The 25,373-nt window shown below is 66.6% G+C and carries 13 protein-coding genes; 8 read left to right on the top strand and 5 right to left on the bottom strand.

The genetic code is table 11. The features are described from left to right. The 4 genes from WAX14_RS12370 to WAX14_RS12355 form a co-directional block, all read left to right on the top strand. Positions 1-2,504, top strand: a 2,504-nt coding sequence (locus WAX14_RS12370; protein WP_422628354.1) for a DUF1998 domain-containing protein, incomplete at its 5' end; no start/stop codon positions are given. A 61-nt stretch (positions 2,505-2,565) separates the two neighbouring features. Continuing rightward, a complete protein-coding gene (locus WAX14_RS12365; protein ID WP_422628353.1) occupies positions 2,566-5,298 on the top strand; it encodes a DUF262 domain-containing protein in 2,733 nt (910 codons plus the stop codon). Beyond that, entirely contained in the window at positions 5,299-7,545 is a 2,247-nt protein-coding gene (locus tag WAX14_RS12360) for a 3'-5' exonuclease (RefSeq protein WP_422628352.1), read from the top strand. A gap of 113 nt (positions 7,546-7,658) precedes the next feature. Beyond that, a complete protein-coding gene (locus WAX14_RS12355; RefSeq protein ID WP_422628351.1) occupies positions 7,659-8,654 on the top strand; it encodes a hypothetical protein in 996 nt (331 codons plus the stop codon). Between the two features lie 24 nt (positions 8,655-8,678). On the opposite strand, the gene WAX14_RS12350 is transcribed toward WAX14_RS12355, so the two are convergent. Both WAX14_RS12350 and WAX14_RS12345 read right to left on the bottom strand, forming a co-directional pair. Next, positions 8,679-8,873: a DEAD/DEAH box helicase family protein gene (locus WAX14_RS12350; protein WP_422628350.1), complete on the bottom strand. Its 195-nt coding sequence runs from the start codon at positions 8,871-8,873 to the stop codon at positions 8,679-8,681. Continuing rightward, positions 8,870-14,527, bottom strand: coding sequence for an AAA domain-containing protein (locus WAX14_RS12345; protein ID WP_422628349.1), 5,658 nt, complete (start codon positions 14,525-14,527; stop codon positions 8,870-8,872). Before WAX14_RS12345 ends, WAX14_RS12350 begins: the two co-directional genes overlap by 4 nt. Positions 14,528-14,751: 224 nt before the next feature. Here WAX14_RS12345 and WAX14_RS12340 point away from each other — a divergent pair, with 224 nt between their 5' ends. Further along, positions 14,752-15,330: a DinB family protein gene (locus WAX14_RS12340; RefSeq protein WP_422628348.1), complete on the top strand. Its 579-nt coding sequence runs from the start codon at positions 14,752-14,754 to the stop codon at positions 15,328-15,330. Between the two features lie 78 nt (positions 15,331-15,408). Here WAX14_RS12340 and WAX14_RS12335 read toward each other — a convergent pair whose 3' ends face one another. Next, positions 15,409-15,885, bottom strand: a complete 477-nt coding sequence (locus tag WAX14_RS12335) for a VOC family protein (RefSeq protein ID WP_422628347.1) — start codon at positions 15,883-15,885, stop codon at positions 15,409-15,411. 238 nt (positions 15,886-16,123) lie between these two features. Between WAX14_RS12335 and WAX14_RS12330 the strand changes: the two genes are divergently transcribed. Next, positions 16,124-16,903 carry a hypothetical protein gene (locus WAX14_RS12330; protein WP_422628346.1) on the top strand — a complete coding sequence of 260 codons (780 nt, stop codon included), beginning with the start codon at positions 16,124-16,126 and terminating at the stop codon, positions 16,901-16,903. Between the two features lie 104 nt (positions 16,904-17,007). Here the strand turns inward: WAX14_RS12330 and WAX14_RS12325 are convergent, their stop codons facing one another. Beyond that, a complete protein-coding gene (locus tag WAX14_RS12325; protein WP_422628345.1) occupies positions 17,008-21,396 on the bottom strand; it encodes an AAA domain-containing protein in 4,389 nt (1,462 codons plus the stop codon). 185 nt (positions 21,397-21,581) lie between these two features. On the opposite strand from WAX14_RS12325, the gene WAX14_RS12320 reads away from it, so the two are divergent. Both WAX14_RS12320 and WAX14_RS12315 read left to right on the top strand, forming a co-directional pair. Beyond that, positions 21,582-23,834: a glycoside hydrolase family 3 C-terminal domain-containing protein gene (locus WAX14_RS12320; RefSeq protein ID WP_422628344.1), complete on the top strand. Its 2,253-nt coding sequence runs from the start codon at positions 21,582-21,584 to the stop codon at positions 23,832-23,834. A 167-nt stretch (positions 23,835-24,001) separates the two neighbouring features. After that, positions 24,002-24,982, top strand: a complete 981-nt coding sequence (locus tag WAX14_RS12315) for a YncE family protein (protein ID WP_422628343.1) — start codon at positions 24,002-24,004, stop codon at positions 24,980-24,982. Between the two features lie 25 nt (positions 24,983-25,007). Here WAX14_RS12315 and WAX14_RS12310 read toward each other — a convergent pair. Beyond that, on the bottom strand, positions 25,008-25,373 hold a 366-nt coding region (locus WAX14_RS12310), incomplete at its 5' end, for a sulfurtransferase (RefSeq protein WP_422628342.1).

Raw genomic sequence — 25,373 nt, 5'->3', positions numbered from 1 at the left:
CCGCCAAGGGGTCGCTGCGGCTGCTCGGCGGGCAGATCCACGACCTCACCGACGACTACTGGATCTCTGTCCTCGAGCGTTACGGTGTGCTGCCCAACTACACGCTGCTCGACGATTCGGTCACCCTCGATGTCGGCGTCACCTGGATCGACCCCGACACCCACCAGTACATGGGTGAGGCCACCAGCTACCAGCGTGGTTCCCGCGTCGCACTGACCGAACTCGCCCCCGGCGCCACCTTCTACGCGCAGGGTCTGGCGGCGCGCATCGACGCTGTCGACCTCGGTGCCGGCGAATCCAACATCCACACCTGGCGGCTGTGCCCGCAGTGCGGATGGGCGGGCATCACCCTCGCCGGGGAGGAACCCCCGATCGTGCACGCCTGCCCGCGCTGCGGAACCGGAGCCATCGCCGACGTCAGCCAACAACTGCAGGTCGTCGAAATGGCGCGGGTGTCCGCGGAGATCCGTCGCGACGAATCGTCGATCAACGACTCCCGCGACGAACGCCACAAGGAGTCGTTCACCGTCGTCACCGCCGCCGACATCGACCCCGTCAACGTGGACCGGGCATGGTTCGTCGAGGACCACGAATTCGGCGCAGAGTATCTGCGCCGCATGGATATTCGGTGGCTGAACATGGGCCGGCGCACCTCACAGGGGCACACCCGGCACATCGCCGGGCAGGAAACCACCACCGGACTGTTCCGGGTGTGTTCCTCGTGCGGGCAGCTCGACAAGGCCGCGGGCCGCAATTCCCGCTACGAACACCGCAGCTGGTGCCGGCACCGCAACGCCGCCACCGAACACGTGCGCGAGATTGCGCTCGCCCGCACCCTGCGCACCCAGGGTGTGCTGCTGCACCTGCCGCGCTCGCTCGAATACGACCTGTTCGCGCATCCCAGTCTGAGCGCGGCGATCCTCCTCGGGTTGCGGCAGGTGATCGGCGGCTCCCCCGAACACCTCGACGTCGTCACCATCACCGACGCCCTCTACGCGCCGAATCAGCGGGCGCTGCTGATCCACGACACCGTGCCCGGCGGCACCGGCTACCTCGCCGAGTTCGCTGATCCGGCGAAAGTGTGGGCGGTGCTCGACGCCGCGCGCACCGTGGTGCGCGACTGCGACTGCTCCCAACACGATCGGCTCGCCTGCCACAAGTGCCTGCTGCCGTTCGCGCCGCCGCACGAACTCGACCGCGCGTCGCGGACCGTCGCGGTGCGGGTGCTCGAGCAGATCCTCGGGGTGGACAACGATGCGGAACCGGATCGGCAGGCGTGGCTCGACGCCGTCACCGAGGAAGCACCGTCGCAGCCGGTCGGCAGCGAAGAATCCCCCCTGGAGAAGGAGTTCTACGCCGCGTTCGTGGAGCGGCTGCGGTCCATCGGAGCGACCGTGAAGGAATCCCCCGGCACCTACGGTCCGTCCGCGACGATGGTGCTGCCCGGCAAGAAGGTCCGCACCTGGAAGCTCACCCCACAGGTGCACATGGCCACCTCGAAGCCCGATTTCGAACTGAGCACCACCGATCCCCATATTCCCCGGATCGCACTGTTCGCGGACGGCCGCACGTACCACGCGGTGCCCGGCTGCAATCGCGTTGCCGACGACGCGTCCAAGCGGGCAATTCTGCGCGACAGCGGATATCTGGTGTGGTCGTTCGGGCACGAGGACCTGCAGCGGTTCAAGGAGAACACAACCGCGACGCCGGCATGGCTCACCGAGCAGGCCGGCACCAACATGATGAAGGCAGGCACGCTCCGGCCGGCACTCGTCAAACTGCTGTCCGCGGACCCGATCACGATGCTGCTCGCGTTCATCAGCGATCCCGACACCGAGGCATGGGAAGCCGTCGGCCGCTGGCTGCCATTCGGTTTCGTGAGCGGCAGCAACCGCAGCAAGGGAGACGGCGACACCATCGCCGCCGTCGCCCTGGACCTGCTCGACAGCGGGAAACCCTCGTTCGGAGATGGCGTCGACATGTGCTGGTCGTACACCGACGGACCGTTGACCGTCACCGCCACCATGCGCACGGGCGCCCGCGCGATGAACGCCGTCGTCGCCGTCGACGACCACGACGACCGGCTCGAAACCCTCGACGGCCGCGCATGGAAGGAATGGCTGCGGCTGTCCAACTGGTTCGGGCTCGGCGGCAACCACCGCATCACCACCCGGACACTGTTGGAACTCGACACCAGTGCCCCCGTCGAGGCACCGACGTCGGCCACGCTCAGCCCGGAATGGCAGGACCTGTTCGACTCCACCGTCTCCGACGCCGAGAAGGAACTCGTCGTCGCGCTCGCCGAGACCGGCGTGCCCGTCCCCGAGCTGAGCTACGAGACCGACGACGGCGACGTCGTGGATTTCGCGTGGGGCGAACGGCGCATCGGCGTGCTGCTCGAGCCGAACGACGAGGTCACTCGTACGATGTCCGAGTCCGGGTGGACGTTGTGCCCGCCGGATGCAGAACAGATCGCGGCAGCGCTGCAGAGCGGAACGGCGTGAATCGAACACCGTTCATCGCGTCGAAACGCACGAAGTACAAGTTTCGGAGAAGAGGTAGGCAGTGAAGGGCAGTATCAGGCGGATCACCGAGCTGTTCGACGGAAACAGCAAGCACCTGCTGATCCCCGTGTACCAGCGGAACTACGACTGGAAGCTCAAGCACTGCGCCCGCCTGTTCGACGACCTGGTCGACATCATCCGCCAGGACCGCGAGACGCACTTCTTCGGCGCGATCGTCGGCCATCCGGAGGACTCGTTCACCACCGTCGTCATCGACGGTCAGCAGCGGCTGACCACCACCAGTCTGCTGATGTTGGCGCTGGTCCACGCACTCGACGACGGCACCGTCACCTCCAAAGATCCGAATCTTGCATCAGATATTCGCGACAGCTACCTCGTTCTCAAGACCAAGCACAATGCGATCAAGTTCAAACTCAAGCCGGTCAAGAACGACAACGACGCCTACAGCCGTCTCCTGTGTGGGGACACCCCGATCGAATCGTCCACCGTCACCGCCAACTACCGGTACTTCCGCGAGCGGATCACCGGCGGCGAACTCGACGGCGATCAGATCTGGAAGGCCATCTTCCGTCTGCAGGTGATGGCGTTGGATTTGGAGAAGCAAGACGATCCGCAGCGGATCTTCGAGAGCATCAACTCCACCGGACTCGAGCTCAGCGAAGCCGACAAGATCCGCAACGTGGTGTTGATGCACCAGCCGAGCCACGAACAAGAAGACCTGTACGAGAACTACTGGAACCGCATCGAGAAGGCCGTCGAGTACCGCACCGACTGGTTCATCCGCTTCTATCTGGTCTCCAAGACCGGCAAGACGCCACGACAGGATGGCGTGTACGAGGCGTTCCGCGAGTACCAGAAGAACACCAAGTCGACGACCCGCGAGATCCTCTCCGAGATGCGCGACTACGCCGAGTACAGCCGCGAACTCAACAGCGCCACCACCGGCATCGCCGCTGCGGACAAGAGACTGCGCCGCTTCAACATGGTCAAGCACGACGTGACGCTGCCGCTGACCATGCCCCTGCTCGGCGAGGTGAAGGCCGGCACAGTGTCGGAAGAGGACTTCACCGAGGTCGTGAAGATCCTCGACTCCTACCTGTTCCGGCGGTTCATCAGCGGCGTTCCCACCCACGGTCTCAACAAAATTTTCGCGACGCTGTACCCCGAGATTCATCGCCTCCGCGGCGCGGGAGACCGCTTCGCCGATGTGCTGGCGTACTCGCTGCGGCGACGGGCCGCCTCCGGCCGGTTCCCCACCGACGACGAATTCAAGGAATCCTTCGCCACCCGCAATCTGTACAACATCAAGGGCGAGAACCGCAGTTACCTGTTCGAGTGCCTCGAGAACAACTCGTCCAACGACACCCACGACATCGCCAACGCTCTGGAGAGCCAGTCGATCAGCATCGAACACATCATGCCGCAGACGCTGACCGCAGCGTGGCGGCACGACCTGGGGCCGGACGCCGAGGACATCCACGCAACCTGGTGCAACCGCATCGGCAACCTGACCGTGACCGGCTACAACTCCAGCTACTCCAACTCGACTTTCGCCGACAAGAAGAAGCGCGACAACGGGTTCGACGTCTCACCGTATCGACTCAACACCCTGCTGAAGAGTTCCGACGTGTGGACGGTGACGCAGCTCGAGGAGCGCACCCGGGCGCTGACCGCCGTCGCTCTGAAGTACTGGCCGCTCCCGTCCACGGACTTCGAGCCTTACAACCCGCCGCTGCCGTCCGTACCGATGGGCGACGAAGAGTCCTTCACCAATCGCAACATCGTTTCCTTCGAGTTCAGCGACACCCGAAAGACGGTAACAAGCTGGAAAGATGCCTTCGTCGAGGTGCTCCGCATACTCGTCGACGAGCGTCGCGAGGAGGTTTTCGCGTACGCCGAAGACTCGAACGATCTTGCGGTTGTGGAAGACCTACACGAGGCATCTTCCAGGGAATCCCAGGTGGTTCCGGGACTGACGGCTGTCACAGCGACATCCACACGCGCGAAGCTGGCAGTTCTGCGGAAGCTGTTCGATCATCTCGACGTCGACACCGATGACCTGCTGTTCACTCTTCGCAATGCCGAGGCCATCGAGGCCGAGGACACTGCGGACGAACCCGGTCCCTATGCCGAGTTGACGAAGTTCCTTCCTGGGATGGAGGAACTCTCCTCCGCCACCGCCACGGTGGAGGACACTCGCGACCTCCGCGACGAATTCACCACGGCGTTCACCAAGTTCACCGTCGCGGACCCGCAGGCGGCGCTGCCGGGTAAGAACCTGCCGGACCTGGAGGCCGCAGGATTCATCGACGATGCGACGGCCGACGATGTTCTCGCTGCCCTGAGCATGATGTTTCAGATCGAAAGCATGATGCCCCAGTTCCACCGCCTGATCACCACAGGAACGGTTGTGCGGTGGCTGACCGTACTGACGTCGAACCCGTTGGACGTCGGCGCCGGACAGCGCGTCGGCACCGGCACCCCCGCCGCGGCCACACTCACCCCACAGTGGCAGGCCCTGCTCGACGCCACCGTCTCCGATGTCGAAAAGCAGCTGGTGCTCGCACTCGCCGCAGCCGACCTGCCCGTCCCGGCACTCGGCTACGAAACCGACGACGGGGACGTCGTGGACTTCGCGTGGGACGACCTGCGTATCGGTGTGCTGCTCGACGCGGACTCGGACACTGCCCATACGATGTCCGAATCCGGGTGGACGCTGTGCCCACCGGACGCCGAGCAGATCGCGGCAGCACTGAAGAACGGAGTGGCGTAAGTGGCGAACCTCGTGATCGCGTCGAACACCAAGGCGATGGGCAAGCTCGACAAGTCCGTCAAAGACAAGGTGTGGACGTTCATCGAGAAACTGTCCAACGACCACACCGCTCCCGGACTGCACATCGAACCGCTGCACGCGGCCGTCGACCCGCGAGTACGGACCGGCCGGGTGGACCTGCACTTCCGCGCCATCCTGTTCAAGGTCGACGACAAACTCGGTGACGACCCCACCTTCATCTACATGGGCACCTGGCCGCACGACGAGGCCAACAAGCTCGCGGAACGCTCGAAACTGCGGGTCAACCCGATCAACGGTGTCCTCGAAGGGATCATCGGGGAGCTCGACGGTGCAGAGGACCGGAAGAAGCGGACCGTCGTGCCCGACCCACGCGGAGAACTGAACCGCGCTGTCACCGCCACCCCGCCGTCGTACCTCGGTCACACCTTCAGCCTCACCGACCTCACCGACCGGCTCGGTTTGGATGTGGAGCTGGCCGAACGGGCACTCGCCGCCCCCGACGAAAACACGCTCGTCACCATCGCGGCACACGCCGTGGAGTGGCAGGGCAGCGCACTCCTCGAACTCGCGACCGGCGCGCACATCGACACGATCCGGGACAAGCTCGGATTCACCGATGCACCCGTCGACGAGACCCTCGACGAAGACGAGCAGATCCTCAAAGCCCTCGAACAGCCCGCATCGAAGATGCAGTTCACCTTCGTCGAGGCCAACGATGAGCTCAAACGCATCATCGAAGACGGCGATTTCGCCGCATGGCGCACGTTCCTGCACCCGGAACAGCGCTCCTACGTCGAACAGGACTACAACGGCGCCTTCCGTCTCTCGGGTGGCGCCGGGACCGGCAAGACCGTTGTCGCGATCCACCGGGCACGGCGCCTCGCCAAGGCCGACCCGACCGCGCGGATCGTGTTGACCACCTTCAACAAGACCCTCGCCGCCGACCTCAAAGCCGCACTCAAAATTCTCGATCCGACCGTTCCCACACCGGATCGCCTCGGCGAACCCGGCGTGTATGTCAGCGGAATCGACGCACTCGGCAACGCCGCCCTCAGCCAGACCGGCAACATCGGCGACGCCACCGAAGCCGTCCTCGGATACCGCGCAGAGCTCGGTCACGCCCGCACCCAAACCGACAAGGTGTGGCGGGACCTCGCGCAGACCGTCGACAGCGGCCTCGACACCAAGCTCACCACCCCCGGCTTCCTCGAAAACGAATACGTCGCCGTCATTCTCGCGAACAAGGTGACAACACTCGAGCAGTACGCAAAGGTCGCGCGACCGGGTCGTGGAGTGCGACTGAGCCGGCCCCAACGGATCGCAGTGTGGAAGTTGGTGGAGGCATATCGCCGCCAGAGCCGAATGGACAGCAGCTTCAGCTTCGCCGAGATCCTGGCGCTCGCCGCCGAGCAACTACGGATGCACGCCGAAGCAGGCAAGGACTTCCTCGCCGACCACGTACTCGTCGACGAAGCACAGGACCTGCACGCGACGCACTGGGCACTGCTGCGCAACCTCGTCGCCGAGGGTCCGAACGATTTGTTCATCGCCGAGGATTCGCATCAGCGGATCTATGGCCAGCCGGTGGTGTTGTCCCGCTTGGGCATCAAGATCGTCGGCCGGGCCAGGCGCCTGACCTTGAACTACCGCACCACCGCCCAGAACCTGCACTTCGCGGTGAGCATCCTGTCCGGCGCCGAATACAAGGACCTCGAGCAGGGCGAAGAGTCCACCAGCGAATACCGGTCGGCGCGCCTCGGTCCGGACCCGACATTCCTCGAGTGCGAGGACGCCGCAGACGAGCTCGACAAGGTCGCCGCACTCATCAAATCCTGGGTCGACGACGAGAACGACCCGATCGACCCATCCACGATCGCGGTGCTCACCCGCGGCAAGAACGACCGCAGCCAGTTCGTCCGCGCACTCGGTGAACGTGGCGTCGAGGCACGCGCCCTCGACAACAACCCCGCCACCACCGGCCACGTCCAAGTCCTGACGATGCATCGTGCCAAGGGCATGGAATTCTCCCGCGTCGTCCTCGCCGGCGTCGACGACGCCCACGTGCCGTCCGCGGCAACAATGCGTTCGGTGCCCGAAGAGGAACAGCCGGAAGCGCTTCTGCGCGAACGGTCGCTGCTGTACGTCGCAGCGAGCCGGGCGCGGGATGCGCTGGTGGTCACGTGGAGTGGGAAGAAATCGGCGTTGTTGGGGAACTCGACCGAGTAACGCACTGACGACAGCCACCCTCACCCGCGGTCGGAACGAGTGAGGGTGGCGGCGTCGATCCTCACCCGCGCCAGCGTCACGACAAGCTCGTTTCAAGATCGATAGAAGGCACCATGCATCCAACTGAACTGTGGGCGACCGACAACGGATTCGGCCCGCGCACGAGCTACACCCCGGAAGCGCTCTCGACGCCGGCCTCACGGCGCGGACCGAAACGGCTCAAAGGTCTCTACATCGTGGAGTTCGAGAACGGCGCATGCTACATCGGAATCTCGAAGGTCGATTGCGCCCGCCGCCTCGTCGCTCACGGCACGACTTACGACGACGTGATCGGATTTCGTGTACAACGTTTCGCCGGATCGTACTCGGCACTGCGCGACCGGGAGCGTTCGTTGATCCACGACGCCGAACGTTCAGGGATCGTCGTACGAAACCGCGAGCACGCCTTACGTTTCGAAGGAACTTCAACGCTCGACAGCCTCGTCAGCAGTGACGAGCAAGCCTCGTGGCTGGAAGAGTCGGCAGATACCCTTCCCGACGATGCCGTCTCGGCCCCGCCGACCCTGCCCTCCAGCCAGATCGAAGGCTACCGTCATCGTTGGACGCGCTTCTCGAATCGGCCGGACGCCGTCGAACTCGCCGAAATCGTGGGGTCCTACCTTCGTAGTTCGGTGTGCTACCCCCAGCGCACCGAGGCGCAATTCTGGTCTGTCAGCTGCCTCCCGACGTCGAATCCCGACCGACTCGCCTGCGTAACTCTGAACTGGATGGAAACCCTCGTCCTCTTCGCCGACTCCAACGGGCAGGTGTGCGCCTCGCTGTTCGTCGACGGCGCGGAGCTTCCACACGGACGGCTACGGCGAGCTGTCCATCTCCGCCGCCTGGGAATCAAGCGGGGCTGGATCACGCACGCACCCGGTGGGCCGTCTCAGCAGCAACTCATCGCCCGCGGGCACAAGAAGATCAGCGCGATGCTTGCCGACCCGGCCATCATCCGAGCCGCCGCAAGCTTGAATCTCGCACTCATGCGCAAAGGCCGAGGCTCCCAAGCCAAGACGCATTGCTTCCAACTCGCTCGCGCGGCGCTCAGCGGTAACTCCGACGTTTGACGCGATGCTTCGGCACGGCGTGCATCATCGCGCGTGATTCACGCCGTGTCGCACAACGAGAACATCCAGCCCACGTGCGACCACCGCGAGGCCCAGCGTCGTCTTGCCGGTCCCCGTGACAGCCTCGACAACCGCACTGCGATCCGCCTTTGTCCACGCGTCGAATGCTTCACTCTGCCAGGCCCGCAGCGGTGGCCCGGCCAGTGTTGTCGCCGTCATCGTCCCACCCTGCGCCACACGATATTCGGGCCGGCTGATCGCCGGGTCAGTCGTCCCTCCGATTCCAGCTCGGTGAGGATACGCACGACCTCCTCCGTGTCGAGCCGGCTCAACTTCATCGCACGCTCGACGGTAAGGTCTGCCACCGCTGCCGCGGCAACAAGCAGCACGATCACCGAATCATACTGCGCGGGAGGAAGGTCCGAGACCGAGACTGCCCGAGTCGGCGCTCGTGAAACTTCGGACCGCGTAATTTCGTGCCGCTGATCAGCGAGTCCGTACACCCGAGCGCCACGCTCCGGCAACCACACCACTCGACGTTGCGCGATCATCTCTTCGACGACAGCTTCGATACGGTCACGCGGTTCGTGCAGCCGGAACTCGAGGTCCGCGAGCGCCACAGGACCCGCTGACAGTTGTTCGACGATCCGCGATGCGAGGCTGGGCGGCAGCATGTCGATCGCTGATTCAGGAAGGGCTTCCCAGCCACCTGCGACCGGCATCTGAACGTGCGGCGCGGGCACCGGTGATTCCGGTGGCGCCGGCTCCTCAGCCCGTGGAGTCTCGTCGGCACCGCGTTCACCGGGCGCATCCGGGAGGTGATACTCCGTGAGCTTCCCGAACGGGGTGATCTCCTGGAGCCGACCGTCGAACACGAGCCGATCCAATTCCGCGTGGACATTCAGCCAGTCCGCACCGAGTCGCTCGGCGAGTTTACCGACCGGTAGCGGCTCGTCGGCCAACACCTCGAGGATCGCTGCCGTGAGCGCAACCGCATCGGGCACGTGCGCCGGCGCTTCCACGACGGGCTCGGCCGAGATCGGAACGGCATCTGCTTCGACAATGATCGGCGGAGAGACGACGTCGGAAACCTCGGGACCGTCGATCAGATGGTATTGAGCGAGCTTCCTGGACTCGGATACCCGACGGACTCGACCGTCGTCGATCAACCGATCGAGCTCGGCCTGGACGACTTTCCAGTCCTCGTGCACACGAGCCGCAATCCTGCTTACCGGCAGCGAAGCGTCGGTGAGGACCTCGACAATCGAGGTCGACAATGGGTTCGGCCCGCTCGACGGCGCACGAAGGTCCGCGGCCGGAGCTGCGGACGGAGTCGGGTCGGCGTCCAGAACCGCTGTGTTCGCGGCGGCCGCAGGCGGTTCCACGACGATGTCCGGCTCGGGTGCCGCCACGTGTTCGGGCACGATTGTCGGCGAAGCGTCCTGAACTGTCGGCAGCTCTCGTTCGTCGACCTCAACGATCGACGTGTCGTCGTCGACGAGGTCGATCGGTGACCACTCGACTGAATCTGCGTGCGCCACGTCGGCGATCCCGCCGACAGCGGGGCCGATCCCCCGCCTGCGGAGTTCGTCCCACAGTCCGGTCATCGACCCGACCGGGTCGAGGTAATACTCGGATTCGCGGATCCGCCAGAACCTCCACCCGCACCGCTGGAGTTCCCGTTCCCGTTCGAGATCGCCGCGCTGCTGTTCGGGACTACTGTGCCAGTGGTCGCCGTCGCATTCGACGGCAAGTTTGCCTGTCGCACCGGTCACCACGAGGTCGATGCGCCGGCCGTTCGCGTCGACCTGAGGATTGACGTGGAAGCCGCGCGCCACGATGTCGAGATAGACGCGCTGCTCGAAGAGGCTGTCGAACGCTGCGTGTTTCTCGTCGCGGGTCACTCCGTCCGGCATGGGTTCGGCGGCCGCCGGCGACGTGGACTGCATGTAGGTGAGCAGTGAGTGCCGCAAGTCGAGCGGGCGCAGTGAATCGGTTGTGCGGGAATGGAACAGCCATAGCTGATCCTGAGCGCGCGACGCCGCGACGTTGAACCGCTGCTGATGTTCTGTTCGCGTCAACGCCACGATGTTCTGTTCCGGCGCGACGACCATCGACATGAATACGACGTGCCGCTCGTCGCCCTGGAAGTCGGGCGGAGTGCCGACGCGGAGTCGGCGTTCCTCCCACTGGTCGGGGGTGAGCCGGTCGAGCAGTTCGTTCGTGATGACGTCCACCTGCGCCTGGCCTTGCAGGACGACGACGCCGAATGTCTTTCCGTCGTATGCGTCGTCCGCCAGGCATCGTTGGACGGCGTCGGCGATGGCCGTGGCTTCGACTCGGTTTGCCAGGGACGCGTTCTTGCCGGTGACGACACCACCGTCGACGTAGGTGGTGCGCAGCGGCGACAACCGGTCTGCACCGAACTGCCGGACCGGTACGAGCGGTGCGTCGGTGTAGAACTGACCGCTGGACCAATTGATGATCTCCGGCATACAACGAAAGTGCTCACGCAGTCGGATGACACTGCCGAATCGGGATCGCAGCAGCGAGAACATGCTCGACCGCGGTGTGAAACTGGCGCGCAGGTAGTCCGGCATGTCCGGCAGGTAGGAGTCGAGTCTGGTGAACACCCCGTCGAGCGCACCGGACGTGACATCGCTCGGCGTGCACTGCTTGTCGTCGCCGACCACGATCACGCGAGGGGCGAGCCACAGCAGGAACAAGCTGGCGATGTCCGCTTGGCTCGCCTCGTCGACGATGACGACGTCGAACGAATTCTGTTCCGCAGGAATCGAAGACAACACCTGCTGGAGGGGCATGACCCACGCGGGGACAGCACCCTGCGCGACCTGCATCGCACCGCGCGCAACCGCCCGGAACCGTTCGGCGTACTTTCCGGTGCCCTTGCCGATACTCGCGATATGGCTGCGGTAGGCCTGGAGCGCCTGCACTTGTTCGGCGGTCGTTCGTTCCAGACACGCATGCCACGCGCGTTCCGCCGCGAGACGGGCGGTGAGCTGCGCGATGGTCGCGTCGGCCGCGTCGAGTTCCCGCTCGAGGTGGTCACCGGCGAGGCCCTGCGCGTGCGTGCGCACCCAGTCGTCGGCGCGACGCCATGCCCATGCTTCGTCGATGTGAGCGAGCAGCGCCGGCCATTCCGGCGCGGACGGTTCGTCGGCGATCTTCTGCGCCAGCGTCGGTGCGGCGTCCGCCAGTCGGGTGTGCAGCGCGTCGCGGTGCAGTTCCTCCTGATATTCGCGGTACGCGGAATCCCAACCATCGAGTGCTGCACGGATCCCCGCGAACTCGGCACGATCGAGTGCGTGCGCAAGCGTTGCCGCTTCCGGCGGTGCGCCGCGCGATGTCACGTCTCGGACGTGCGCGGCGATGCCCCGCAACCATTCGTGATTCGCGTGGGCGGTCCGCGCGGACGCGATGATCTGGGCCGAGGCCGCGACCGTCCGCGCCTGCTCGACACTCATGATGGGAGGCGCGTCGGGGCTCGTTTCCTGCAGTACTGCCACGACGTCCCGGGTGCGCAGCACCAGTGCCTCGATGATGTCCCGAGAACGGGCCGCGCGGACCGCGGATCCTACGGTCCTGCTGCGCGAGCCGGTGGTGTCCAAGTCGACGCCGATCTCGCGAAGCAGATGTGCGACGGACTGCAATGCATCGATGGCCCGCAGGTGCTCTGCCACAGCGCGAGCATGCTGGGCGGTGGTCGCTTCGACACCGTCGACGGTAGCGATCGGCCCCAATGCCTCCACCGCGGTCTGCTCTTTGCATCGCCGGAAGCGGGCCAGCCCACTCCGCCACACCTCTCCGCCGTCGAGTGCGTGCGCGAGTGCGTCGTATGCCTGCAGGACGTGACGCCCGACAGCAGGGGTGTCGACTGCGGTGGTCGTGCCGAGGAACTGGTCTGCGTCGTACGCGGTGGTGACCAAGCCCCGGATCTGCGCGGTCCGTTCCCACAGATAGTCGATCCGGCCGGACAGCACGTCGTCCACGATATTCCGGAACTCCGGGTCGAGACCGTCCACGCCGGTCACCGCTCTGTGCAGGATGATGCACCGTTCGCGGAGACGTTCGAGGACGTCAGGTGTGGCGCCGTCGAGCATCCGGAACAGTCCCGGTGTGGCCTCGGAGCCGCTTCCTGGACCGGCCCCGACGGCCTGGCATGCGCGGTCGAGGTCGGCGAGCGGCGGCAGTGCGAGTTCGGGGAACGCCTGGCGACGACGGGCTTTCCGTTCGGGCCCGGACCGTTGGGTCAAGGAGAGAAGGGTCTGGAACTCCGGCACGGTCAGGGGCGGTTCGGCCACGAGGATCGGTTCCGGCAGCCACTCGTTGCGGGCTCGGTGTTCGGTGACGGTCCGCACGACCGCGGCGGCGGTCCCGCTGTAGCCGGGGGCGATGTCGGTGTGGTCGATCGTTTCGGACGCGCGGACCTGACGGATGCGTTCGGTGAGACTCGCGCGACGACTCATCGCGTCGTCGCGTTGCCGTTCCAGTTCACCGATTCGGGCTACGGATCGTTTGGAATCGAATTGAGCTTTACGCGTTGCGATTTCACTGACGCTGCGGTTGAGTTCCGCTGATCCGCCGCGCGCCGCATCGGTGACGGATACGCAGAGTTCTTGGAGCTCTGCGGGAAGCTTGTCGCGCAGCACCCGGAGTGCCTGCGCCTTTTCGCTGGTCACCAGGACTCGCTGACCGCGCGCAAGCAACGCGGACACGAGGTTGGCGATGGTGTGCGTCTTGCCCGTGCCGGGCGGGCCTTCCACGACGACGCCGCTGTCGCCGGCCAACCGGTCGATGATGTCGCGCTGTTCCTGGTTCGCGGGCAGCGGGAACAACGGGTCCTCGACGAGCAGAGCCGATGACGTGCCCGCGCGATCGAGCCACGACACCCGGTCGTGCGGTTCGATCGCCTCGACGAGCTGAGCCAATCCGAGTGGAACCGGTGTCCCACTCTCGCCGGCCGCGGTGGTCATCCGGTCGTAGTACTCGACCAGCGCATACGCTCCGCGCTTGCGCAACACCAGCGCCGGCGACGGGGTGAGCAACCGATCGGTGGACTGCGCATCGTCCAGCCGGTCGACGACGTCGACGCGGGTGGTGATCGCCCGATCCGCCCAGTCCTTGAGGAACACTCTCGCCGCCGGATCGACCGGCGATGTGACCCGTGCGGCCAATGATTCGTGCAGGCTGCGGGTGCCCGACGAGTCGAACACGTCGAGTCCGGTGAGCAACTGGATGTCTTCGAGCGCGGGACCGGACTCCGAATCGAGCAGCACCAGCAGGTCGCCGGACGCTTCGTGGCGCTCGATGACGGTCCCCTGGGTGATGAGATGGGTGCGGATCGGCTCGCCTGCGACGGCCTCGGAGAGCTGCAACAATCCGGACGCAACGACCAGTTCCAACGATTCGGGTTGAGCGTCGAGGTCGAGCATCGCGTGCTGCAGGAACGTGTAGAGCTGCCACGCAGGGCGCCGTTCGCGGTCCACTGCTGCCCACGCACGCCACGTGCCGAGCCAGATGTCGAACTGTTCGGGATGCGGCGCATCAGCAGCGAGGCGCGGTTCGGTGGACGAGTCGGCGAGGTCACCGCGGATCCACGAGGAGATTGCGGTGGGTGGGGACGGTGGGTCCTCGAGGTGCACCCGCCGGGCACGCAGCACGACGTCGCCGGATGCCGCATCGGTGTTCAATCCGACGCCGATATTGCCGGAGTCGAGCGGGAAGGTGGCGCGGTGCTTGTCCAGGACACGAACCGGTGCGCTGCGTGCTTTGACGAGTTCGGACAGGAACGCGAGCAGTCGTTGGACACGATCTTTCAGTTCAGGATCGCTTTCCCTCGAATCCACAATCACTCCACTCGTGCAGCCACTCCACTCCGCCGCGAGACGGACATCACTATCACAATAGGGTGCCGCTCCGACAACCATCGGCCCGACCACCGCACCGGTCGACCACTTGGTCCTCCCCCGGATCCACGTGCCGAACGGACACAAACGGCCGACCTGGACCTTGGCGGCTGTCCGATCGGCGCGCAAACCCGGCCACCTGGACGCGCACTTTCCGGGACGGTGGATTCATGAACGCATTCGACCTGAACCATTCGCTGCGCGAGCAGTGGGAGTTCCACTGGAACCACCAGGTCCGAGCCAGGCTCGACGGCCTCACCGACGACGAGTACTTCTGGTCGCCGGTGCCGAACGCGTGGAGTGTGCGACCGCGCGGCACGTCGACCGCGCAGATGCAGGCCGGGTCCGGCGACTTCACCATCGACTTCGGCTACCCCGAACCCGAACCTGCACCGTTCACGACGATCACGTGGCGGCTCGGACACGTCGTCGTCGGGGTGCTCGCCGCCCGCAACGCGTCGCACTTCGATGCTCCGGCGGCGTCGTACGACTCGTGGGAGTACGCGGGCGACGCCGTGACCGCGCTCGACCAACTCGAAACGCAGCTCGACGTGTGGCTGGCCGGCGTGCGGGATCTCGGTGACGACGGGTTGCTGGTACCGGTCGGCGACAAGGAACCGTATCCGGAGCTGACGACGGCGGATCTGGTTCTGCACATCCACCGCGAGCTGATCCATCATCTGTCCGAGGTTGCGTTGCTCCGAGACCTCTACGCGCACATGCATCGCGCCTCCGACCGGATGGACTGAGTTCGATCGGAGCCACGCCGCGCAGCGCCTCTGCATTCCCGCCCACACCAAGTGGACGATGGTGCGGGGAAGTACCGGTCAGCCGGAGCCGCGGCGCGCTTCTCCCGCCGCCGCCGATTCCACCGGATTGTCGACCGTGCGCGGCTCCGATTCCGATACCTCGGAATGAGATTCGACTGTGTAGAAACGTACCTCGTGCCCGTCGGGGTCGTGGAGGAGCGGAAGAACCCAGCCGATCGAGGCGAAATGTACTCCGCCGTGCCGATCGCCGAGCTCATCGAGATGCGCGGCCAGTGCGTCGAGTGCGTCGCGGTCGGGTACGCCGATAGCGAAGTAGTCGAATCCCGCTGCCACTAAGGCCTTCTCAGGATCGAGCCGAAGCGCCATCGCAGGTCCGCCTGCCGGGTGCCGCATCGCGACCCCCATCCGCTTTCCCTCTTCGTCGAACTCGATCACAACCTCGTAGCCGAGGCGCGTCCGATACCACTCGATGGATCGTGAGAGATCCGCGACGGGCAACTTCAGGTGGTGAACACCGGCAAGCGTCGGAATCATGACCAGTCCCTTCCTGGTGCTGACGTACAGAATCCTCCCCTCGAAGATCCTCGTCAACGAATCGTGATGGCTCGTCTCCGACAGCGCCCGCACACCAGTGCAGTCCGCAGCCAACTTGCGGTGTCCGGATGCTATGGTCCCGCCCGGCGCTACGTAGGGGGCTCAATGCGCGAGAAGATCAATGTCGATCTCGAACGACTCACGGGGGAACATGGCGGTACGCACGGCTGACTTCAGGTTGGCAGTACCGGGACTCGTCCTCGTGCTGCTCGCATCCGCATGTTCGACGACCGATTCCGGCCCGGTACCGGACACCACTGCACGCCCGCCCGAGCAGTCCGTTCCGTACTCGCAAGTGTGGTCCGCCGAACCCGGAATCGATCTGTTCAGTCGCGGCGCGGAACTGATACGGGCTTCGGTGGAAGCAGGCAATTACGCGTCGTACTACTCGCTGGGCACAACCTTCCCCGGATACAGCGACGCCGTCGGTGGCCCAATGCGATTCGACCGTGACAAGATCCTGCCGGCACTCGTTCCGGATGGGCGGGGAAGCAACGAACCGAAGCCCCGAACCATCCGATACCACATCGCCACCCTCGTCGAGTCACCGTCCGAACTGATCGCTGATGTGTGCGACCGCAGAGAGCATCCCACCGAGCGCACTGCATCCAGCACATCCCCGGTGGGTTTCGCATGGGTCGTCAAACTGAGCAACTCCGCAGGCCGTCCCGGACGTCCCGGGATCCCCGACGCAGACCCGGATTCATCGGATCCGCGTGCTCTCCGCGTCCCCGATTGGAATGTGTTCGGGGAGTGGCGTATCACTGAACTTCATGCAGGCGGGCGTAATTGGACAGGATCAGCGCCGCACGAGTGCACCGACTGGTGGCTGCAACGCTCTCCCGGTTCCTACTCCATCCCGGACGGGAACGTGCTGATGCCCGCGGGCGCGGTCATCCCCGGCGCGCCCGTCGCACCGCAATACCCCGAGTGGATCGGCCCTGACGCATCGCAGTGACGTCGGCCCGGTCATCCGCTCACCGAATGGACACAAACACACGTCCGGGACGTGCGCGGCTGTCCGATCACGTGGTGGATGCCACGTCGAGGATGCCACCGATGTCAGCCGACGAAGCGCCAGCCGCCGGCACCGATCGGGACCCAACCACTGCCGGGCACAGCAGCATTGGCGATATCCGGGGTGATTCCGCGCCGCTCGAGCTCACCCCACAACTCGGACAGTGCCGCAACCGGGTCGAGATAGTATTCGGATTCGCGGACCCGCCAGAACTTCCACCCGGACCGGCGCAGTTCGCGTTCGCGTTCGAGGTCCGTGTTCTGGTGGGCGGTGGTGGTGTGCCACCGTTCGCCGTCGCACGCGACCGCCAGTTTGCCTGCCGCACCGGTCACCACCAGGTCGATGGCGTGCCCGTTCACCTCGACCTGCGAGTTCACGTGGAAGCCGCGGGCGGCGATGTCGAGGAACACTTCCTGCTCGAAGAGACTCCCGAACGCCGGGTGCCGGTCCTCGCGGGTCACCCCGACCGGCATCGAGTCGGCGGGTATCGGGGACGTCGACTGCATGTAGGTGAGCAGTGAATGCCGCAGGTCCGTCGGCCGCAGTGTGTCGACCGTCCGGGAATGGAACAACCACAGTTGGTCCTGCGCCCGCGACGCCGCGACATTGAACCGTCGCTGATATTCGGTCCTCGTCATCGCCGCGATGTTCTGGTCGGGTGCCACGACCATCGACAGGAACACCACGTGCCGTTCGTCGCCCTGGAAGTCGGGGGGTGTGCCGACGTGGAGCCTGCGCTCCTCCCACTGCTCCGGGGTGATCCTGCCGAGCAGTTCGTTCTGGATGACGTCGACCTGCGACTGCCCCTGCAACACAACGACACCGAATGTTCGTCCGGCATAGGCTTCGTCGTCGAGGCACCGCACGAGTGTGTCGACGAGGGCGCGGGCTTCCACCTGGTTCGTCAGCGACGAGTTCTGTCCGGTGACGACACCGCCCGGCACATAGGTGGTGCGCAGCGGCAGCAGCCGGTCGGATCCGAACTGCCGCACCGGAACGAGCGAGGCGTCCGCATAGAATTCGGCGTTGGACCAGGCGATGATCTCCGGCATGCACCGAAAATGCTCCCGCAGCCGGATGACGCTCCCGAACCGGGACCGCAGCAGCGAGAACACACTCGATCGCGGAGTGAAACTGTCGCGCAGATACTTCGGGATGTCCGGCAGATACGAGTCGAGGCGACTGAACACCCCGTCGAGCGCACCGAGCGACACTTCGCTGGGCGCGCACTGCTTGTCGTCGCCGACGACGATCACGCGCGGCGCCAGCCACAGCAGGAACAGGCTGGCGATGTCGGCCTGGCTGGCTTCGTCGACGATGACGACGTCGAACGAATTCTGTTCGGGTGGAATCGACGCCAGCACCTGCTGGATCGGCATCACCCACGCCGGTACCGCGCCCTGCGCGACCTGCATGGCCTCGCGGGCCGCGGCCCGGTACCGTTCCGCGTACCGGCCGGTGCCCTTGCCGATGCTCGCGACGTGATCGCGATACGAATGCAGGGCCTGTACCTGCTCGGCGGTCGTGCGGTCGAGGCACGCACTCCAGGCCTTCGCCGCGGCCAGGTGCGCGGTGAGCCGGGCGATGTCCTGGTCGACGTCGTCGAGGTCACGGTCGAACCGTCCGTCGTCGCGGTGCTCGTGGTAGTTCCGCACCCATTCCTCGGCGCGGCGCCACGCCCACGCGCTGTCGCAGTCGGTGAGGCGGGCCGACCATTCGGCGTTCGCCGGGTCGAGGGCGATGGCGCGCGCGAGCGCGGGTGCGGCGTCGGCCACGCGGGTGTGCAGGGCGAGAAGGGCCTGTTCGTCCCGGCACTCACCGGCGGCGCGGTCCCACGCGTCCAGCGCCACGGTGATGGCGCGGAAGTCCGCGTCGCGGAAGGCCTGTGCCAGCGCGCGCCCTTCGGGGGACATTCCGTCGGCGATTTCACCGAGAATGTAGGTGGCGACGGAGTCGAGCCACTCCTTGTTCGCTTCCGCCGCGCCGGACGCGGCGATGGCCCGCGCCGATTCCGCGACCACCCGCGCCTGTTCGATGGTCGCGATGCGCGGCGCACCGGGGTTGACTTCGCGCAGTGCCGCTTCGACACCGCCGGCCCGCGCGGCGAGGTTGTCGATGGCGTCGCGGCCGCGGTCGATGAAGGCCAGGGTGTCCACGGCGCGACTGCGTGATTCGTCGACGGCGATGTCGATGCCGAGGTCGTGGAGGACGATGCCGACCACCCGGACCGCGTCGAGGGCGCGCAGGTGCTCGGCGACGATCCGTGCCGTGTGGGCGGTGGTGGCGGCGACACCGTCGACGGTGGCGGGCGCACCGAGCGCCTCCACCGCGGATTGTTCGTCGCTCCTGCGGAATCGGGTGAATCCGCTGCGCCACGTGTCTCCGGCACGAAGCTTGCGGGCCAGCGCGTCGTACGCCTCGAACGCGTGCCTGCCGGTCACGGGTGCGTCGACGTCGCTGGCGCCGACGAAACGGTCGGCTGCCTGTGCCGCTTGCACGAGCCCGGAGAGTTCGGCGGTTTTCCCCCACAGGTGCAGTGCCTGCCCCGACAGCACCTCGTCGGCGACGTGCCGGAACCGCGGATCGAGTCGTTCCACGTCTTGCAGCGCACCCTGCAGTTGTTCGCACAGTGTGTGGATGCGGGTGAGTACGTCGGGTGACGCGCCGGCGAGAGTCCGCAGCAGTTCCGGCATGTCGCTGCCCGTCGTCGCGCCCGGTGCCTGCGCGACCGCCGCGCAGGCGAACTGGACGCGGCCCGGTCCGGGCAGGGACAGTGCGGGGAACACCTGCTGTCGTCGTCGCGCACGGTCGATGCTCGATCGCCGGTGCAATGTGAGGAGCGTGTGGAACTCCTCGACGGACAGCGGCGGTGTGTCGGTGAGGAGCGGCACCGGCAGCCACCCGTGCCGGGTTTCCTGGTCGCGGACCTTGCGGACGATCTCCGAGGCCGTCCCCCGGTAGCCGGCGACGATCTCCGGGTGCACGACCGTCTCGGCCGCGCGGGACTGCCTGATCCGGTCGGTCAGGGCCGCCCGACGGTCCAGCGCGTCGTTGCGTTGCACGGTGAGATCGTCGATGCGCTGCGTCGCACGCCTCGGGTTGAATTGTGCCTTGCGGGCGGCTATTTCGCTGACACTGCGGTTCAGTTCCTCAGAGCCGGCGCGGGTCGTGTCGGTGACCGACACGCACAGTTCCTGCAGTTCCGGCGGAAGCTGGCCGCGCAGGACACGCAGCGCCTGCGCCTTCTCGCTGGTCACCAACACTCGTTGACCACGGGCGAGGAATGCGGAGACGAGATTGGCGATGGTGTGGGTTTTCCCGGTTCCGGGCGGGCCTTCGACCACGACGCCGCTGTCGCCGGCGAGCCGGTCGATGATGTCGCGTTGTTCCTCGTTCGCGGGCAGCGGGAACAGGGGGTCGTCGGTGAGCTCGGCCGACGGTGCGCCGGTGTGGTCGAGCCAGGCGACCCGGTCGGCCGGTTCGATCGCTTCGACGAGCTGCGCCAACCCGAGCGGCACCGGGGCCGACTCGGCCGACGCCGCCTCGATCATCCGGTTGTAGTACCTGATGAGGGCGTACGCGCCGCGTTTACGCAGCACCAACGCCGGTGACGGCGTCAGGACCATCTCCGGTGACGGGGCGTCGGCCGCATCCTCGACGACGTCGACGCGCACGGTGAGCGCACGCTCCGCCCACCCCTTGAGGAACACCCGCGCCGCCGGGTCGACCGGCGACGCGACCTGCGTTGCGAGGGATTCGTGCAGGGTTCGGGTGCTGGACGGGTCGAACACGTCCAGCCCGGTGAGGAGCTGGATGTCTTCGAGCGACGGGCCGGCATCGGGATTCAACCGGACCAGCAGGTCACCGGACTCGGGGTGACGTTCGATGTGCGTGGACTGGGCGATCAGGTGGGTGCGCACCCGGTCCCCCGCCACCGCCTCGGACAGTTGCAGCAACCCGGACGCCAGGACCAGTTCCAACGACTCCGGGTGGGCCTCGAGGTCGAGCATCGCACGCTGCAGGAACGTGTAGAGCTGCGATGCGGGACGCCGGTCCCGGTCGACGGCGGCCCACGCCCGCCATTCGGTGAGCCAGGTGTCGAAGCCGTCGATGTCGCCCGGTGCCGTCGAGCCGAGGGTCGGTTCGGTCGTGGAGTCGCCGATGCTGCCGTCGATGTGCGCCACGAACCGCTCGGGGGGTCGCGGCGGGTCGTCGAGTTGGACGCGCCGCGCACGGAGGACGACGTCGCCTGCCGCGGCATCGGCACTGAGGCTGAACTGGAGATTCCCGTCGTCGAGGGGCATGACGGCACGGTGTTTGCCGACCACCCGGACGGGCGCGCTGCGCGCTGCGACGAGTTCGGACAGGAAGGTGAGCAGACGTTGTACGCGATCCCTCAGTTCGGGATCGTTCTCTCTCGACTCCACGCCCACCCCGCTTCCTTGCTTCGATCCGTCGACGATACCTTTCGGATCCGCGCGTAGATGCGACAGCGGCACACATCCAGGCTGACAACCAACGCAGGACATGTGCGGCTGTCCGTCCGGTGTGCATCGTCCCCGATGTCGGTCGCTCCCGGCACTACCGTACGAGTTGTCACCGGAGCAGAGGAGCAAGCATGACCGAGCCGTGGAACGACCGTCCGACCGCCGACATCGTCGCCGACCTCACCCTGACGGAGAAGGCATCGCTGACCAGCGGATTGAACTTCTGGTTCACCGAGCCCGTCGCACCCGCCGGGATTCCGTCGATCATGTTGACCGACGGACCACACGGGGTGCGCAAGCAGACCGGCGGCGGCGACCATCTGGGGCTCGGCGACGCGGTGCCCGCGACGTGTTTCCCGCCGGCGGTGGCCCTCGGTGGCACCTTCGATCCCGACCTGCTGGAACGGGTCGGGATCGCGCTGGGCACCGAGGCCCGCGCGGAGCGGGTTGCCGTACTGCTCGGTCCCGGCATCAATATCAAGCGAACCCCGCTGTGCGGCCGCAACTTCGAGTACCTGTCCGAGGATCCGCTGCTGTCCGGTGTTCTCGGCGCTGCGTTGGTGCGCGGTCTGCAATCGCAGGGTGTGGGGGCGTCGCTCAAGCATTTCGCGGCGAACAATCAGGAGACCGACCGGATGCGGGTGTCCGCGGACATCGATCCGCGACCGCTGCGGGAGATCTATCTGCGCGGGTTCCAGCGGGTCGTCGAGGATGCCAGTCCGTGGACGGTGATGTGCTCCTACAACCGCATCAACGGCGTGTATGCGTCGCAGAACCGGTGGCTGCTCACCGAGGTGCTGCGCGACGAGTGGGGGTTCGACGGTCTCGTCGTCAGCGACTGGGGTGCGGTCGCCGATCGGGTCTCCGCACTGGCGGCCGGACTGGATTTGGAGATGCCGTCGACCGGTGGCCGCACCGACACCGAACTCGTTGCCGCGGTGCGCGCGGGCACACTCGACGAATCGGTCCTCGACACGGCCGCGGGCCGGGTCGTCGACCTGGTGCGCAAGGCCGCGGCAGGCGCGCAGCCCGATGCGACCTACGACGCGGACGCACACCACGCGCTGGCCCGGGAGGTCGCGGCCGCGTCGGTGGTGTTGTTGCGCAACGAGGGTGGACTTCTGCCGCTCGCCGCGGACGCGAACGTCGCGGTGATCGGGGAGCTCGCGCGCACCCCGCGCTATCAGGGGGCCGGCTCGTCGCTGATCAATCCGACGCGACTGGACAACGCGCTCGACGAGATCCGGGCACTCGCGTCCGTCGACGTGCCGTTCGCTGCGGGTTACGGGTCCGACGGCTCCGTCTCCACCGACCTGACCACCGACGCGACCGCGGTCGCGTCGACGGCGGACACCGTGCTGCTGTTCCTCGGGGTACCGGCCGAACTCGAATCGGAAGGGTTCGACCGCGACGATCTGGAATTGCCCGCCGCGCAACTGGATCTGCTCGACGCGGTGGTCGCGGCAAACCCGAACACCGTCGTCGTGCTGTCCAACGGTGGCGTGGTGCGACTGTCCGGTGTCGCGGACCGGGTACCCGCGATCGTGGAGGGCTGGCTGCTCGGGCAGGCCGGCGGCGGTGCGCTCGCCGACGTGCTGTACGGGGTGGTCAATCCGTCGGCGCGGCTCGCCGAGACGATCCCGGTGCGGATCGAGGACACCGCCGCGTACGGGAACTTCCCCGGCGAGCACGGCCACGTCCGCTACGGGGAGGGTCTGCACGTCGGCTACCGGTGGTTCGACGCGCGCCGGCTCGACGTGTCGTACCCGTTCGGTTTCGGCTTGTCCTACACCACCTTCGACTACCGCGATGCGGCGGTGCGGGCCGACGAGGCCGGTCCGACAGTGACAGTCACCGTCGCCAACACGGGCGACCGGGACGGCGCGGAGATCGTGCAGGTCTATGTCGGGGTTCCCGATTCCGCGGTGTCGCGGGCACCACGCGAACTGAAGGGTTTCGCGAAGGTGCACCTGGCCGCCGGCGAGTCCCGGCAGGTGCGGATCCCGGTGCGGCGTGCCGACCTCGCCTATTGGGACACCCGCGTCGACGCCTGGGTGGTGGAGGGCGGCACGTACACCGTCGAGGTCGGGGCGTCGAGCCGCGATATCCGCGCCGCCTGCACCGTCGACGTGATCGGCGACGAGGTGCGGTTGCCGTTGACGCTGGAGTCGTCGATCGGTGAGGTGCTCGCGAATCCGGTCGCGGCCGGGCTGATCACGGACGCGTTCGCGTCCTTCACCGGTGGTGATGCGCCGGCAATGGACGACAGCGTCCTGAAGATGGCCGCCTCGATGCCGCTGAGCCGGATGGCCGGCTTCCTCGGCGACGGGTTCGATCGTGATCGGCTGCAGGAACTGGTCGATGCCGTGAACGCCGCGCGGTGATCCGGTGTGGGCCGATCGACCGACTGTTCACTTCCGTCACAATGTGGTTGATTCGGATGGCACGTGCCGGGGGGCGGCGTTCAGGTGACATCGGCGTCGATCGAACGGCGTAGAACGGACGGCGTAGAACGGACGGCGTAGAACGGACGGGGGCGGAGGACGTGCTCGTGGCAGAGGTCGACACGCTGCCGGCGCACGGCATTCCGCTGGACGGTCGACGGCCCACGTCGATGGTGATGGACCCCGCGGCGCACTCGATCTACGTGCTGACGAGGGCCATCGGGGGCGAGAGCACGATCGACGTCGTCGACCCGGCCCGCGGTGTGGTGTCGGCGACGATCCGGCACGTCCCGGATGCCGCCGCGGTGGCGGTCGCACCGGATCGCCACGAGTTGTACGTCGCCGGCTACGCCCGGAAGTCGATCACCGTCGTCGACACGCGGACGCGGGCGGTGACGGCCACCATTCCGGTCGGGAAGAAGCCGTGGGCCCTGCGCGCCGATCCGTCGGCGAGTGTGCTGTATGTGATGGCCGGCGACGACTTCACGGTGATCGACACGGCCCGCAGAGTGGTCACCTCGAACGTCCGGATCGACAGCGAGTTCCCGGAGGTGTCCCGGGGATTCACCGTGATCGACGGGCGGCTGTACGTGCCGATTCCGCGTGCCGGTGAACATGATTGGGTCGACGGCACGGTCTCCGTCGTCGAGGTGTCCACCGGCCGGGTGATCACCGATATCGCGGTCGGGCGGTCCCCCGATCTGGTGCCGGATCCGTCCGGCCCGACGATCTACGTCGTCAATCGGTGCGATGCGACGATCTCGGTGATCGACCCGTCCACCGACACCGTCACCGGCCCGCACCCCGTCGGATTCGACGGCGGTGGCGACGCGGCGATCGACCCGTCCGGGCGCACCCTGTACGTCACGAATACCGGCGGCAATACCGTCTCCGAAATCGACCTGAAGACAATGACATTGGTGCGGACGCACCGGGTGGGTGACGGTCCGCGCAGTCCCGTCGTCGATCCCGGAACGCTCCGCGTCTACACGGCGGACAGTCGCGCCCACCGGATCTCGGTGCTCCGGCCGGCCGGCGTTCCGGCGGCAACACGGTCGGGGCGCCCGACACGCGCGAGGACCCCATAGTTCCGCGTGCGCGGACAGGGCGCCATCATCGCTGGGCAGGTCCGGTTTCGATCGGGTTGGCCGGGTCCGACGACCACTGCGACCACGAACCGGGGAACAACGCCAGGTCGATACCCGCGACCTGCGCGGCGGCGACGACCACCGCGGCGGTGACACCGGACCCGCAGTAGACACCCGCGCTCGCTGCACCGTCGACGCCGTGCGCCGCGAACAGGGCACGCAGGTCGGCGGCCGAGAAGAAACGGCCGTCCGGGCCGAGCAGCGTGGTGGACGGCATGTTCACGGCGCCGGGAATGCGCCCACCGACCGGGTCGATCGGTTCGATCTCGCCGCGGAATCGTTCGGGGGCGCGGGCATCGAGCAGCACCCCGTCGCGGGCGCACACCGCGGC

This window comes from Rhodococcus sp. (in: high G+C Gram-positive bacteria) (assembly GCF_049299235.1).
Classification (GTDB): domain Bacteria; phylum Actinomycetota; class Actinomycetes; order Mycobacteriales; family Mycobacteriaceae; genus Rhodococcus.
Note: the sequence above shows the minus strand (reverse complement) of the source record. Positions and strands in the feature narration are given on the sequence as shown.